The sequence below is a fragment of the Hyphomicrobium sp. CS1GBMeth3 genome (genome assembly GCF_900117455.1).
Lineage (GTDB): Bacteria > Pseudomonadota > Alphaproteobacteria > Rhizobiales > Hyphomicrobiaceae > Hyphomicrobium_C.
On sequence record NZ_FPHO01000002.1, the window covers coordinates 326702 to 339944 of the forward strand.

At 66.7% G+C, this 13243-nt stretch carries 8 protein-coding genes; 6 read left to right on the plus strand and 2 right to left on the minus strand.

Annotated elements, in window-relative coordinates; all coding sequences use genetic code 11:
- Nucleotides 1–85: 85 nt before the first annotated feature.
- Nucleotides 86–901, minus strand: coding sequence for a hypothetical protein (locus CS1GBM3_RS01685; RefSeq protein WP_072390526.1), 816 nt, complete (start codon nucleotides 899–901; stop codon nucleotides 86–88).
- A gap of 297 nt (nucleotides 902–1198) precedes the next feature.
- On the opposite strand from CS1GBM3_RS01685, the gene glmU reads away from it, so the two are divergent.
- The 4 genes from glmU (at nucleotide 1199) to CS1GBM3_RS01705 (ending at nucleotide 7034) form a co-directional block, all read left to right on the plus strand.
- On the plus strand, nucleotides 1199–2557 hold the full coding sequence (gene glmU / locus CS1GBM3_RS01690) for a bifunctional UDP-N-acetylglucosamine diphosphorylase/glucosamine-1-phosphate N-acetyltransferase GlmU (protein WP_072390529.1): 1359 nt from the start codon (nucleotides 1199–1201) through the stop codon (nucleotides 2555–2557).
- A 126-nt stretch (nucleotides 2558–2683) separates the two neighbouring features.
- Nucleotides 2684–4504 (plus strand): glutamine--fructose-6-phosphate transaminase (isomerizing), encoded by a 1821-nt coding sequence (glmS, locus tag CS1GBM3_RS01695; RefSeq protein ID WP_072390532.1) that lies wholly within the window; start codon nucleotides 2684–2686, stop codon nucleotides 4502–4504.
- 120 nt (nucleotides 4505–4624) lie between these two features.
- Nucleotides 4625–6157, plus strand: coding sequence for an SPOR domain-containing protein (locus CS1GBM3_RS01700; RefSeq protein ID WP_083566950.1), 1533 nt, complete (start codon nucleotides 4625–4627; stop codon nucleotides 6155–6157).
- A 61-nt stretch (nucleotides 6158–6218) separates the two neighbouring features.
- On the plus strand, nucleotides 6219–7034 hold the full coding sequence (locus CS1GBM3_RS01705) for a DUF502 domain-containing protein (protein ID WP_072390538.1): 816 nt from the start codon (nucleotides 6219–6221) through the stop codon (nucleotides 7032–7034).
- A gap of 22 nt (nucleotides 7035–7056) precedes the next feature.
- Here CS1GBM3_RS01705 and recG read toward each other — a convergent pair whose 3' ends face one another.
- Entirely contained in the window at nucleotides 7057–9168 is a 2112-nt protein-coding gene (gene recG / locus CS1GBM3_RS01710) for an ATP-dependent DNA helicase RecG (RefSeq protein ID WP_072390541.1), read from the minus strand.
- 203 nt (nucleotides 9169–9371) lie between these two features.
- Between recG and CS1GBM3_RS01715 the strand changes: the two genes are divergently transcribed.
- Together CS1GBM3_RS01715 and mfd are read left to right on the plus strand one after the other, a co-directional pair.
- Entirely contained in the window at nucleotides 9372–9635 is a 264-nt protein-coding gene (locus CS1GBM3_RS01715; RefSeq protein ID WP_072390544.1) for an FAD assembly factor SdhE, read from the plus strand.
- 59 nt (nucleotides 9636–9694) lie between these two features.
- Nucleotides 9695–13183 carry a transcription-repair coupling factor gene (gene mfd / locus CS1GBM3_RS01720; protein ID WP_072390547.1) on the plus strand — a complete coding sequence of 1163 codons (3489 nt, stop codon included), beginning with the start codon at nucleotides 9695–9697 and terminating at the stop codon, nucleotides 13181–13183.
- Nucleotides 13184–13243 lie beyond the last annotated feature (60 nt).

Genomic DNA, 13243 nt, shown 5'->3' on the forward strand with positions numbered 1-13243 from the left:
CCCCGGAGACGGAGCGTGCAACGATTTCGGGGTGCGAGCTGGCCGGCTCGCACCCCGTTTCTCTATTCCGGTTTTGCGCGTCTGATCAGAGGGCGTCGCCCGTGAAGCGGCTCACCGTGCACGGTGTTGCCCTGAGGGAGAGTTCCTGGCAGAGGCGCCGTGCCTCGTCTGCGGATGCTACGGGGCCGACGACTAAGTCATAGCTGCGTTCCGATCCAGAGCCATCGGTCATATAGCGCGGCTCGAGCGCGCTCAGCGTGGTGCCGTGGCGCTCGTTGAGCAGCGTCCAGCTCAGCCGCAGGCTATCGACCGACGGGCCGGTTGCGATCTGCACGCCGATCTGGCTGTTGCTCGCGGGCGGCGCGGCGGCCGGCGTCACGACCGGCGGGCCGAAGGTGATGGGCGCGTTGGCCGACTTCTGGGCCACGCTGCCAGTTTCGATCTCACGCTTAGCCGGAGTCTTTTTCGCGGCCGCTTCCTTGGTCGGCGCTTCCTTCGCCTTCTTCGTGTCCTTGGCCTTGGTGTCAGCCTCGGCGACGTTCGCCGGCTCGGCCGCCTTGGTTTCGAGTGTCGAGAGGCGAGTTGTCAGCTCGCGCGTGACGTCCGACTGGTTGGAAACCTGAGCGCGGACCTCGACCAGCTCGTTGCGGAAAAGGTCGATTGTGTCACGCAGCGAGCGGACTTCGGCGACCGTTTCGTCGAGCGCCTTCTGGGTGGCGGTTGCTTCCTTGGGCTCGGCGCCGGCGCCAAGCATGCCGGCAACCAGCGTGGGCTGCGTCGCCAGCAGCACGAGGTAGAGGAGCGAGACGAGGGCCGCCCCCGCCCAGATCAGCGAGTAGCGCGTGAACCGGCGGCTCGGGGTATGCGGCGAGCTCGGCTGCGGGAAACTTTTCTCGGTCATGATATGCTTCCGGACCCTACTTCTGGCTCTCGACACGCCGCGGCCTGACCTCTGGATCCTTTGTGGTCGGATCTCTTCCGTCGCCGTAGAGGCGCTCTGACTTAATGAGTGTTGGTGTCTGAGTCGGGCGTGGAGGGTCAACGCGCGGGCCGATGCAACTGTGGACGGTTTGGGGATATCGGAGCGTTGTCCCAAGCCGATCGGCAGATGGCGGCGCGATGTGGCCATTTGCGCACGGAAGTGCGGGGCTATAGCGTGCAGCCGGATTCTCCCTCCTGGCATCTACAAGGGTCCGTCATGAGCCGAAATCTGCTGACCGTCGTGCTGGCCGCCGGCAAGGGGACGCGCATGCGCTCCGACCTGCCCAAGGTGCTGCATCGCATTGCCGGGCGTCCGATGCTCGGCCATGTGCTGACGCTCGCCGGTAGCGTCGGAGGTGGCAAGCTCGCCGTCGTCGTGGGGCCCGACATGGAGGCCGTGCGCAAGGACGCGTTGGCGGCGGCGCCGGGCGTCTCGGTCTTCGTGCAGCAGAACCAGGCGGGGACGGGGGATGCCGTGCTGGCCGCGCGCGAAGCCATCGCCGGTCATGCGGGCGATCTTCTCGTGTTGTTCGCCGATACGCCGCTGATCACGGCGGAGACCGTCGAGCGCCTCCTGGGCGAGTTGGATCGCGGCGCCGCGGTCGCCGTTCTCGGTTTCGAGGCGCGTGAAGCGGGCAGTTACGGGCGTCTGATCACCGGGCCGGACGGGTCGCTCGCCGCCATTCGCGAAGCCAAAGACGCGAGCCCGGACGAACTTGCGGTTCGCCTCTGCAACTCGGGCGTCATGGCGTTCCGCCTTCCAGCACCGCTGGATGTGCTCGGCAAGATTGGGAATGCCAACGCCAAGGGCGAGTACTACCTCACGGACGCGATTGAGATCGTACGTCGCGAGGGCGGCCGCGCGGCCGTCGTCGTCTGCGACGAGGACGAGGTGCTTGGCGTCAACTCGCGGGGCGAGCTGGCGGCGGCGGAAGCGATCTGGCAGCGCCGGGCACGGGCGCGGGCCATGGCCGAGGGCGTGACGATGATCGCGCCGGAGACGGTCTGGCTGTCGTTCGACACTGTGCTCGGACGCGACGTTGTCGTCGAGCCGAACGTGTTCTTCGGCGCGGACGTGCGCGTCGACGAGGGGGCCGAGATCAAGGCCAATTCCTATCTCGAAGGGGCCCACGTCGGGGCTGGGGCGCGCATCGGCCCGTACGCACGATTGCGGCCCGGCGCGCGGCTCGGCCGGGACGTGCACATCGGCAATTTTGTCGAGGTGAAGAACGTGACGCTCGGGGATGGTGCCAAGGCAAATCATCTCGCCTATCTCGGCGATGGCTCCGTCGGGGCCAAGGCCAACATCGGGGCTGGCACGATCTTCTGCAACTACGATGGCTTCTTCAAACACAAGACGGAGGTCGGCGAGGGGGCATTCGTCGGCTCCAATTCAGCCCTGGTGGCGCCGGTCAAGATCGGTGCCGGCGCTTACATCGGCTCGGGCAGCGTCATCACGAAGGATGTCGCGGCGGACGCGCTGGCGCTTGAGCGCAGCAGTCAGGACGAGCGTCCTGGCTGGGCGGCAAAGTTCCGTGCCATGATGGCCCGGCGCAAGGCGAGCGCGGGCAAGTAGGTTCTTAAGCTCCGTTAAGATTTGACACATTGTTTGATTTGAAAGGCTGCGACCCCTTTCGTAGGGCGATATCAAAGTATTCCCGCTAAGGATGCAGTGATTCCAAAGGTAGCGAGGGGCGCCCATATGTGTGGCATCGTCGGCATTCTCGGCAGCAAGCCCGTGGCGACGGATCTCGTCGACGCGCTGCGCCGGCTCGAATATCGCGGCTACGATAGCGCTGGCGTGGCGACCGTCGAGAACGGGCACCTCGAGCGCCGGCGTGCCGAGGGCAAGCTGCGCAATCTCGAGCACAGGCTGCTGACGGAGCCGCTCAGTGGGCGCACGGGCATCGGGCATACGCGCTGGGCGACCCACGGCCGGCCGACGGAGCGCAACGCGCACCCGCATATGAGCGCCAAGGTGTCGGTGGTCCACAACGGCATCATCGAGAACTTCCGCGAGCTCAAAGCCGAGCTGACGGCCCAAGGGCATAGCTTCGAGACCGATACCGACACCGAAGCCGTCGTGCACCTCGTCACGCACGAGCTCGACCGCGGGCTGGGGCCGATCGAGGCGACGCGCTTGGCGCTCGGCAAGCTCAGGGGCGCGTTCGCGCTCGGCATCATTTTCGCGGGCGAGGACGACCTCATGATCGCCGCTCGCAAGGGCAGCCCGCTCGCGATCGGGCATGGCACCGGCGAGATGTATCTCGGCAGCGACGCGATCGCGCTGGCGCCGTTCACCGACGCCATCACATACCTCGAGGAGGGCGACTGGGCGGTTATGCGCCGCGCGGGCGTCGAGGTGTTCAACGAGGCGGGCGAGCCCGTCATGCGGCCGCTGATCAAGTCCGTCGCAAGCTCGCTGCTCGTCGACAAGGGCAATCACCGCCACTTCATGGCGAAGGAGATTCACGAGCAGCCGGACGTCATCAGCCACACGCTGTCGAACTATCTCGATATGGCGAACGGGCGCGTGGCGTTTCCGGATCTCGGCGTCGACCTCACCAAGATCTCGCGCGTCACCATCTCGGCCTGCGGCACTGCCTATTACGCGGGGCTGGTCGGCAAGTACTGGATCGAGCGCTACGCGCGGGTTCCGGTCGAGATCGACGTTGCGTCGGAGCTGCGCTACCGCGAGGCGCCGCTGCCGCAGGATGGGCTGGCGCTGTTCGTCTCGCAATCCGGCGAGACGGCCGATACGCTCGCGACGCTGCGCTATGCGCGCGCCAACGGTCAGCGTATCGCCTCGATCGTCAACGTCAGGACGTCAACGATCGCGCGGGAATCGGATGCCGTGCTGCCAACGCTGGCCGGGCCCGAGATCGGCGTGGCGTCGACCAAGGCGTTCACCTGCCAGCTGGCGGCACTGGCCTGCTTTGCCATCGCGCTCGGCAAGGCGCGGGGTGCGATCTCGCCCGAGCAGGAACAGGAGCTCGTCACGGCCCTGATCGAGGTGCCGCGGCTCATCTCGTCGATGCTGCATGACGAGCAGGCCTTCGTCGAGCTGGCGCAGGCCCTCTCCAAGGCCCGGGACGTGCTCTATCTCGGCCGCGGGTCGAGCTATCCGATCGCGCTCGAGGGGGCGCTGAAGCTCAAGGAGATCTCCTATATCCATGCCGAGGGCTATGCTGCAGGCGAGCTCAAGCATGGTCCGATCGCCCTGATCGACGAGAACGTGCCCGTGATCGTCGTGGCGCCGGAGGACGACCTGCTTGAGAAAACCGTCTCGAACGTGCAGGAAGTGGCCGCGCGCGGCGGGCAGATCATATTGATTTCTAACACAAATCCCGAGAGTGTTGGCTGCCAGGTGGCGGCGCATATCAGCGCGCCGTCGGCGCATCCGCTGACCAATCCGCTGATCTACGCGGTGCCAGTGCAGCTGCTCGCCTATCACACCGCCGTCTTCATGGGCACCGACGTCGACCAGCCACGCAACCTCGCAAAATCGGTGACGGTGGAATAAGGGGAGAACGGGGGGATAAGGCCGCCTTCGTAGTGCCCCGGATTTGCCTCTTCCCTATGATTGACCTAATGGTTCGCGGGGGTACTGCGTAAAATCGCAAGACTGCAGGGAAGAGCGCGCATGGGGAATGCGACGACGTATCGATGCCCGGGCGGGGATCGTCCGGACACCGGATCGGCGGCCCGGGGGCGGTTGCGCGGATTGCGGCTCGGCGTCGCCGCGCTGGCGCTGACATTCGCCGGTCCGCTCGTTGGCGCAGATGCCTTTGCTCAGTCGAAGAAGGCCGCCAAGGCCGAGAGCGCGCAGCCGGATCAGGCGACGGCACAGCGCGCCTATGCAGCGGGCACGAAATCTTTCGAATCGGGCGACATGACGGGCGCCGAGCAACAGCTTTCGGCTGCGCTGGCCGGCGGAGGGCTTCCGAACGCACAGATGGCGCGGGCGCTTTATCTGCGTGGTTCCGCCTACCGCCGCCTCGGACGGCCGGCGCAGGCGATCTCCGATCTTACGACGGCCGTCTGGCTCAAGGGCGGGCTCAGTGAGGCCGACAAAGCCAAGGCCACCGAGGAGCGGCAGCTTGCCTACCGCGAGGCTGGTCTCGGCGACACGCCGCCTCCGATCGGGGGGGCGCCGCTCGATCAAAGCACGAAAGCGGCTGCGGCACCGACGCCGCCGAGCGGCGCGCAGGTCGTGCACGTCACAGAGCAATCGTTCTGGAACAACTTCTCGATGCCGTCGCTGACGGGCTCGTCGCAGCCCGCGCCGGTACCCGCAGCGAGTGCCCAAACGCAGGGCCAGGAAATCTCGTCGTTCTGGAGCTTCCTGCCGGGCGTTGGCGGTTCGTCTCAGCCTGCGCCGTCTGGTCAGCCTGCGGCGACTGGTTTGTCTGCGGCGCCGGCTGTCGGGTTCGCGGGCGATGCAGGTGGTGCTGCAGGTAGCCCGCAGGGGACCGGCACTGTGATGTTGGCAGAGGCGGCACCGGTTTCTCCTACAACGTCGTGGGAGACGCAAACGGCCTCGGCGCCCGCTGCGCAGTCGACGGTCTCGGCAGGTTACGCGGCGCAGCCCGCGCCAAACACGGGGCTCAGCCCGATGGGCGGCGCAGGCGAGCCGGCACCGGCTGCCTCCGGCAACCCGCTTGCCGGAAGCGGCACGGCCGTCAGCAACTTCTTCGGCAATATGTTCGGCTCGAGCTCGGCGGACGCCTCATCCGCTACCGGCTCGACGGGCCCCGCGTGGAATCCGGATACGACCGTTGTCACTGCGCAGACCTCGTCGATGGTGCAGCGTGGTCCGGATTCGCCTCCGGCTCAGACCTCCGAAGCGCTGCCTTGGGCAGGGGGAAGCGGCGCGGCGCAGCCCGCGCCCGCTCCGGTCAAAGTTGCGACGGCGGCGAGCGCTGCCGGTAAATACAAGCTTCAGGTTGCCGCCGTGCGCTCCCGCGAGGAGGCGGAGCGGCTCGTGCAGACGCTCAGCAGCTACCCGCCGGTCCGCGAGGGGCGGGTGTCGCCCGAGATCGACGAGTCGGTGATCGGCAGCATGGGTACGTTCTACCGGGTGCGGCTCGGGCCGTACGCAAACGCCAGCGAGCCGAGCCAGCTCTGCACGACGCTGAAGCCGCAAGGCTTCGATTGCCTCGTGGTGACGCAGTAGCCGGCGCGCGGGACTGGCGGGAGTTGACGCTCCGCGGCGGGGGCTCCACGATGGCTCTGCAATGACCGACGATCCTCCCGGTAAAACACCGCCCAAGAGCGGCGACAACGGCAGCCTTTCTGCCGGCATCCAGAGTCTGGCTGCCGACGAGGGGGCACCGCTCAGGATCGGCGCCAGACTGCGCAACTACTTCCTCACGGGGCTGATTATCGTCGGGCCGGTGACGCTCACGATTTACATCATCTGGTGGGTGATCAACGTCACCGACGCGTGGCTGAAGCCGTTCGTGCCGGTCGCCTATCTGCCGGATACCTACCTGCCGTTCGCGGTGCCGGGGATCGGACTCCTGTTCGGTATCGTGTTCCTGACGCTCACCGGAGCGCTGGCCGCCAACCTGCTCGGGCGCTCGCTGATCTCCTTCGGCGAGATGGCGCTCGATCGCATGCCCGTGGTGCGCAACCTCTATCGGGCGCTGAAGCAGTTCTTCGAGTCGCTCGTTGCCGCGACGCGCAGCAACACGCAGACGGGTTTCCAGAAGGTCGGGATGATCGAGTTCCCGTCGAAGGGATTGTGGTCGATCGTCCTGGTCACAGGAGATGCGAGCGGCGAGATCTCGATCACACAGCCGGGCGGCGAGGAGGATCTGGTGACGGTCTTCATGCCGACCGGCATCGTACCCCCCACTGGCTTCGTCTGCTTTGTGCCACGCCGTGACGTGACGTTCCTCAACATGACAGTCGAGGACGCGGCAAAGATCATCATGTCGGCCGGCATGGTGGTGCCGGACTACGAGGCGCGCCTGAAGCAGCTCGCTGAGCGCGGGATCCGTACCGAGACAAGACGGCCGGTTCCGCCGCCGCCGGGAACCGGGTTTTAGCGTGGGCTCGGCGAAGTGCGTGTCAGGCGGCGCGGAAGAGACGGATGGCCTCGTCGCATTCGAACAGATAGAGCAGACGGCGCAGGGCTTCGCCGCGTGGGCCTGTGAGACTCGGGTCGGAAGACAAGATAAGCCGAGCATCGTCGTGGGCCGCTGACAACAGCTCCGAGAAGCTTGCGCCGCCGGCGACGCGAAATTCGGCTTCGCCGCTTTGCCGCGCGCCCAAAACCTCGCCGCCGCCGCGCAGCTCAAGATCCTTCTCGGCGATGAGGAAGCCGTCCTCTGTTTCCTCCATCATCGAGAGCCGCTGCTCGGCGGTTTTGCCGAGCGGGTCCGCGTAGAGCAGCATGCAGAAGCTCTCACGGCTGCCGCGTCCGACGCGTCCTCGCAGCTGATGAAGCTGGGCGAGGCCGAAACGCTCGGCGTGCTCGATGACCATGATGTTGGCGTTCGGCACGTTGACGCCGACCTCGATCACGGTCGTGGCGACGAGCACCTTGAGATTGCCGTCGGCGAAGGCAGCCATGGTGGCGTCCTTGGCGGTGGCGTTCATGGCGCCGTGCAGGAGGCCAACGCCGCCGCCGAGTACCTGAGTGAGGTGCGCGTGGCGCTCCTCTGCTGCGGCAAGATCTGACACGTCGGAGCTTTCGATCAGTGGGCACACCCAATAAACCTGCGCGCCTTCGGCGAGCTGCGCCTTGATGCGCGCGATCAGCTTCTCGAGGCTTCCGATCGGGATCTTGCGTGTCACGATCGGCTTGCGGCCGGCGGGCTTCTCGGTGAGCTTCGAGACCTCGAGATCGCCGTAGTGCGTCATCAGCAGCGTGCGAGGGATCGGCGTTGCCGTCATCACCAGCATGTTGGCGCCGCCGTCGCCCTTGCTCTGCAGCGCGAGGCGCTGGTGCACGCCGAAGCGGTGCTGCTCGTCGATGACGGCGAAGGCGAGGTCGCGGAACACGACGTCATCCTGGAATAGGGCGTGGGTGCCGATCAGGATGTCGATCTCGCCGGAGGCGAGGCGAGTCAGGATCTCAGTGCGGATGCGGCCCTTCTCGCGTCCGGTGAGAAGGCCGATCGTGAGGCCGGCGGCATCCGTTAGCGGCGCAATGGTCTCGGCGTGCTGGCGGGCGAGGACTTCGGTCGGCGCCATCAGCGCCGCCTGGGCGCCCGCTTCGACGGCGATCGTCATGGCAAGGAGCGCGACGACCGTTTTGCCGGAGCCGACGTCGCCTTGCAGTAGGCGCAGCATGCGGCGCGGGGCGCCCATGTCGGTCTCGATCTCGCGCAGGGCCGTGCGTTGCGAGTTAGTGAGCGCGAAGGGTAGCGCGCCGATGATGCGCTCGCGCAGGCGGCCGTCGCCCTTCACGGGGCGTCCGTGCTGGGCCTTGAAGCTTTCGCGGACGATGGCGAGGGCGAGCTGGTTGGCCAAGAGCTCGTCATAGGCGAGGCGCTGCAGTGGCGCGCTGCCGGCCGAGACGTCGGCCGCGTCGTCGGGACGGTGGATGCGCCGCAGCGCCTCGTCGAACGTGGGCCAGCCGCGCTCCTTCAGCCAGGCAGCGTCGAGCCATTCGGCGAGCGTCGGCGCTCGCTCGAGGGCCTGGCGTTCGGCCTTGAGCAGAACCTTGCCGGAGAGGCCCGCGGTCAGCGGGTAGACGGGCTCCAGCAGCGGGAGGTCGCCGCGGGCTTCCGGAGCCACGATGTAATCGGGGTGCGCCATCTGCAGCGTCTCGCCGTAGCGCTCGATGCGGCCCGAGACGTACCGTTCCTCTCCGACGGGGAGTTGGCGCTCGACGAAGGAGCGCTCGGCACGGAAGAACACGAGGTCGAGGCGGCCGGTCTCGTCCTCGGTCGCGACCTTATAGGGGGCCTTATTGTTGCCGCGGGGTGGCGCCCGGTGCTTCAGGACGCGCACCTTGAGGGTCGCGATGGTACCCGGCACGGCGGCGGCCACGGTTGGCTCTGCGCGCCGGTCAATGACGCCTGTGGGCAGGTGCCAGAGCAGGTCGACGATGCGCGGCTGGGTGACGCCCGGCGGCAGGCGCAGGGCCTTCTTCAGGAGCGTGACGACGTGCGGGCCGACGCCCTTCAGGGCGTCCGCCGAGGCAAACAGGGGGGTCAGCTCACTGTGCCGCATGGCGTCCGGCGGAAATTGATCGAAAACGGCGCGAAACCGGCCTGCGGCGACGCGGATCGGCCAGGGCCGCCCGCATGGGCTGACAGGCCCCGGAGAGGGCGTTATATGACACCTCACGGCGGGCGACGCAAAGCGCGGCTGATAATTCGATCGGCTTCTCGCCCGCAAAAAGCGCGTCAGTTATCAGAGCCGGTTTTCTGATCATGAGCGAGGATATCGAGGTCCGGCGCAAGCGTGCGGCCTGGCGGGCGGCGCACCGGGGAACGAAGGAACTCGACCTTCTCGTCGGGCGCTTTGCCGGGGCGCGACTTCCTGCCATGACGGCGGCCGATCTCGACCACTTCGAGCGGTTTCTGGCGGTCACCACGCCCGAGATCCAGTCGTGGCTGCTGGCCCCCTCGGTTCCCGTGAGCGCCGAGTTTGCGGACGTGGTTGCCGAGATCCGGCAGTTTCACGGTCTCGAGTAAAGCGAGTGGTGGCCGCTGCCCTGTCGAACGCGGCCTGATGTGTTTGGATTTGGAGAACGATGACTGAGGCCGTCAGCGAAAAAGCCGATCTGATCTTTACGGGCGTGCCGGAGGGGCTCGACGCGCTCGTGCTCGCGCGCCTTGTCGAGGAAGCCGCTGACGGCAAGAAGTCGGGTCTCATCGTTCACGTCGCGCGGGACGACCGGCGGCTTACCGAGCTCGAAGGCCAATTGCGCTTCTTTGCGCCCAGTGTACGCGTGGTGCCGTTCCCGGCCTGGGATACCGTTCCCTACGATCGCTCGAGCCCCAACCCCGAGATCGTGGCGCGACGCATCACGTCGCTTGCCCGGCTTGCACTCACAAGCCGCAGCGAGCCGCTGATCGTGCTGACGACCGTCAACGCGATCCTGCAGCGCGTGCCGCCGCGTGACTTCATCCGCAACGCCATGAAGAGCCTCGCGCCCGGGCAGCGCGTGGATATGAACCGGCTGGTGTCGCGGCTTCTGCTTGCGGGCTACACACGCACGGGCACCGTCATGGAGCAAGGCGAGGTCGCCGTGCGCGGTGGTATCATCGATCTCTTTCCGCCCGGACGGCAGAACCCGGTGCGGCTCGACTTCTTCGGCGACACGCTGGAGAGCATCAAGACATTCGACGCTGAGACGCAGCGTACGTCCAAGGCGCTGCGCAAGCTCGTGCTGATGCCGGTGTCGGAAATCGCGTTCGGAGAAGCCGCGACGGCGCTGTTCCGCTCGCGGTATGTCGAGCTGTTCGGCGGCGCGACGGGCGACGATCCGTTGTACGAAGCGGTCAGCGCCGGGCGGAGCTATGCGGGCCAGGAGCATTGGCTGCCGTTGTTCCACGAGACGCTGGAGACGTTGCTCGACTATACGGGCGATGCGGCGCTCACCTTCGATCATCTAGTCGACGACGCGATCAAGCATCGTTTCGATCAGGTCAGTGAGCACTATCTGGCGCGCACGGAAGGCCTCGAGAGCGAGCGTTTCGGGGCGCCGCCGTACAAGCCTGTGCCGCCGGACCGAATGTTCCTCGACGCAAAGGCGTGGAGCAAGGCGCTCAGCGGGCGCAAGGTCGTGCGCCTGACGCCGTTCGAGATGACCGAGGGCGAGGGTGTGCGTCCGTGGCGCGGCCGCATGGGCCGCTCGTTCGCGCCTGAGCGGCAGAACCCGGACGCCAACGTGTTCGATGCCGTCGTCGGGCACATCAAGCAGGCGCAGGCTTCGCATCGGCGCGTGATGGTTGCGGCGTGGACGCCCGGCGCGCGCGAGCGTTTGGGTTCGCTGCTCGCCGATCATGGGCTCAAGGCGCAGGCGAAAGTCGAGGGATATGCGGAGGCGCTGGCGCTCGATCCTGGCGTGACGGGGCTCGCCGTGCTGGGGCTCGAGCAGGGCTTCGAGACGCCGGAGCTGGTGGTCGTGGCCGAGCAGGATATCCTCGGCGACCGGCTCGTGCGGCCGCGGCGCAAAGCCAAGCGCGCCGCCGATGTCCTGACCGAGGCGACGAGCCTTTCGGTAGGCGATCTCGTCGTGCATGCCGATCACGGCATCGGACGTTTTCACGGCCTCAAGACGATCACGGCGCTGGGCGCGCCACACGACTGCCTCGAGCTCAAGTACGCGGGCGGTGATACGCTCTATCTGCCGGTCGAGAATATCGAGCTTCTGTCGCGGTACGGTTCCGACGATGGCTCGGCGCAGCTCGATAAGCTCGGCGGTGTCGGCTGGCAGTCACGCAAGGCGCGCCTCAAGAAGCGCCTGCGCGAGATGGCGAGCGAGCTGATCAAGATCGCGGCGCTCCGGCAGTTGCGCGAGGCGCCGGTGCTGGCTCCGCCGTCCAACTATGACGAGTTCGTGGCGCGCTTCCCCTACGAGGAGACGGAGGATCAGGAAGCCAGCATCGAGGCGGTGGTCGGCGATCTGCAGTCGGGGCGCCCGATGGACCGGCTGGTGTGCGGCGACGTCGGCTTCGGCAAGACCGAAGTGGCGCTGCGCGCGGCCTATGTGGCGGCCATCAACGGGCTGCAGGTTGCGATCGTCGTGCCGACGACGCTGCTCGCCCGGCAGCACTACAAGACCGTGCGTGAGCGCTTCCAAGGCCTGCCGCTCAAGACGGCGCAGGCCTCCCGACTCGTTGCTGCGAAGGATCTCACAGCCGTCAAGGACGGGCTCAAGGACGGCACCATCGATATCGTCGTCGGCACGCACGCGCTGCTCGGCAAGCAGATCCAATTCCAGCGGCTCGGCCTGCTCGTCATCGACGAGGAGCAGCATTTCGGCGTCACGCACAAAGAACGGCTGAAGCAGCTACGCGAGGACGTGCACGTGCTGACGCTGTCGGCGACGCCGATCCCGCGCACGCTGCAGTTGGCTTTGACCGGCGTACGCGAGCTGTCGCTCATCACGACGCCGCCGGTGGACCGGCTTGCGGTCCGCACTTACATTTCCGAATTTGATCCGGTGATCCTGATCGATGCCTTGAAGCGTGAGCGCGACCGCGGCGGGCAGACCTACTACGTCGCGCCGCGCATCTCCGATCTCGACAACGTGGCGACGTTCCTTTCCGAAGCGGTGCCGCATCTCAAGATCGCGCGGGCGCATGGCCAGCTCGCGCCATCCGAGCTCGAGGACATCATGACGGCGTTCTACGAGGGCAAGTACGACGTGCTTCTCTCGACGGCGATCGTCGAATCCGGCCTCGACGTGCCGAACGCCAATACGCTGATCGTGCATCGCGCCGACATGTTCGGCCTGGCGGCGCTCTATCAGTTGCGCGGCCGCGTCGGGCGCTCGAAGCGGCGTGCGTATGCCTATTTCACGACACCGCCGGGGCAGGCGCTCAGCGAAGGCGCGCAGAAGCGTCTCAAGGTGCTGCAGTCGCTCGATACGCTGGGCGCGGGCTTCTCGCTCGCCTCGCACGATCTCGACATCCGTGGCGCGGGCAACCTGCTCGGCGAGGAGCAGTCGGGGCATATTCGCGAGGTCGGCTTCGAGCTCTACCAGTCGATGCTGGAGGAGGCAGTCGCGGCCATGAAGGGCGGCGATCTGGCGGAAGCGGACGACAAGTGGAGCCCGGAGATCGCCATTGGGCTATCCGTGCTTATTCCGGAGACCTACGTCGCCGATCTGCAACTCCGGCTCGGTCTCTACCGGCGCCTGTCGTCGCTCGAGACGCGGGCGGAGATCGATTCCTTTGCGGCCGAACTGGTGGATCGCTTCGGCGAGCTGCCGGACGAGGTGGAGCATCTCCTGGACGTCATGGAGATCAAGGGGCTCTGCCGCGCGGCGAGCATCGCGAAAGTGGATGCGGGACCCAAGGGCGCAGTGGTCACATTCCATCGCAACGCGTTCGGCAATGCGCAGGGGCTTGCGCAATTCCTGCAAGCTTCGCGTGGGCTCGCCAGGCTGCAGCCGGACCACAAGCTCGTCTTCCGCGGCGATTGGGATCAAACCGACGTGCGCTTCAAGGGCGTGCGCGAACTCGTCTCGACGCTGGCCGAGATCGCTGCCAAGGATGCCAAGGCGGCTTGAGGGTGTGGGGCCGGAACTCTGATCTGTCGTACGTCTGGTAGGGGAAAAGAGATCTGAGCC

What these genes read in the sequence shown, in the direction of transcription:
- recG (WP_072390541.1), bottom strand. Translation starts at nt 9,168, where the DNA reads ATGCGGCACAGTGAGCTGACCCCCCTGTTTGCCTCGGCGGACGCCCTG.
- glmU (WP_072390529.1), top strand. Translation starts at nt 1,199, where the DNA reads ATGAGCCGAAATCTGCTGACCGTCGTGCTGGCCGCCGGCAAGGGGACG.
- CS1GBM3_RS01705 (WP_072390538.1), top strand. Translation starts at nt 6,219, where the DNA reads ATGACCGACGATCCTCCCGGTAAAACACCGCCCAAGAGCGGCGACAAC.
- CS1GBM3_RS01700 (WP_083566950.1), top strand. Translation starts at nt 4,625, where the DNA reads ATGGGGAATGCGACGACGTATCGATGCCCGGGCGGGGATCGTCCGGAC.
- mfd (WP_072390547.1), top strand. Translation starts at nt 9,695, where the DNA reads ATGACTGAGGCCGTCAGCGAAAAAGCCGATCTGATCTTTACGGGCGTG.
- CS1GBM3_RS01715 (WP_072390544.1), top strand. Translation starts at nt 9,372, where the DNA reads ATGAGCGAGGATATCGAGGTCCGGCGCAAGCGTGCGGCCTGGCGGGCG.
- glmS (WP_072390532.1), top strand. Translation starts at nt 2,684, where the DNA reads ATGTGTGGCATCGTCGGCATTCTCGGCAGCAAGCCCGTGGCGACGGAT.
- CS1GBM3_RS01685 (WP_072390526.1), bottom strand. Translation starts at nt 901, where the DNA reads ATGACCGAGAAAAGTTTCCCGCAGCCGAGCTCGCCGCATACCCCGAGC.